The sequence below is a fragment of the Janthinobacterium sp. BHSEK genome, assembly GCF_056174685.1.
This window is the reverse complement of record NZ_JBWBYV010000212.1, coordinates 1-680: the sequence shown is the minus strand read 5'-3', so window position 1 is coordinate 680 and position 680 is coordinate 1. Positions and strand designations below refer to the sequence as shown.

Sequence of the window (680 nt, the reverse complement as noted above, 5' to 3'; positions counted from 1 at the left end):
GCCTTGTACAGCGCGATCCAGGCCTGCACCCTGTCGAGCCGGACGCCGACGTGGGTCAGGCGCGCAGACAGGCTGTTGCGGCGCGCCTCTTCCAGGTCCAGCAGGCCGCTGGCACCGGCGCGGAATTTCTCGTCGCTGGCCTGGAAATAGCGTTCATACTGGCGCGCGGCAATGTCGGCGTCCGCTTCGCGGCGGGCGGCCGCGTCGAGCCGCACCAGCGCTTCCTCGATTTCGCGCACGGCTTCGCGCACGCGCTGCCGGTACACCCCGGCCTGCTCGTCATAGAAGCCCCGGGCCTCGGCGGCCTCGGCCTTGCGGCGGCCGCCGTCGAACAACGGCAGGCTGAGCGAGGCCGGTCCAAACGACCATGTATCGGCCGAGCCGGACAGGCCGCCGCTGCGCAGCCGGCCGACGCCGATGCTGCCGCCCAACAGCAGACTGGGGTAGCGCTGCGCCTCGGCCACGTTGATCCCGGCCGCCGCTGCTGCCAGCTCGCGTTCGGCCGCGGCGATATCGGGCCGCCGCGCCAGTGCCTGGGCCGGCACCGCATCGACCACGAAGGCCCGCGGGCGCGGCAGCTCGCCATTGCCGGCGACCAGGCGCGCGCGCAGGTCCGGCTCGGCCAGCCCAGTCAAGGCCACCAACGCTTTGATATCCATGTCGCACAGAGCGCGCCGGGC

Annotated in this window: 1 protein-coding gene; it reads right to left on the bottom strand. The window is 72.8% G+C overall.

The window, feature by feature from the left end; all coding sequences use genetic code 11:
- Nucleotides 1-659, bottom strand: a 659-nt coding sequence (locus AC0V2Y_RS28490) for a TolC family protein (RefSeq protein ID WP_475418467.1), incomplete at its 3' end; no start/stop codon positions are given.
- Nucleotides 660-680: the final 21 nt, after the last annotated feature.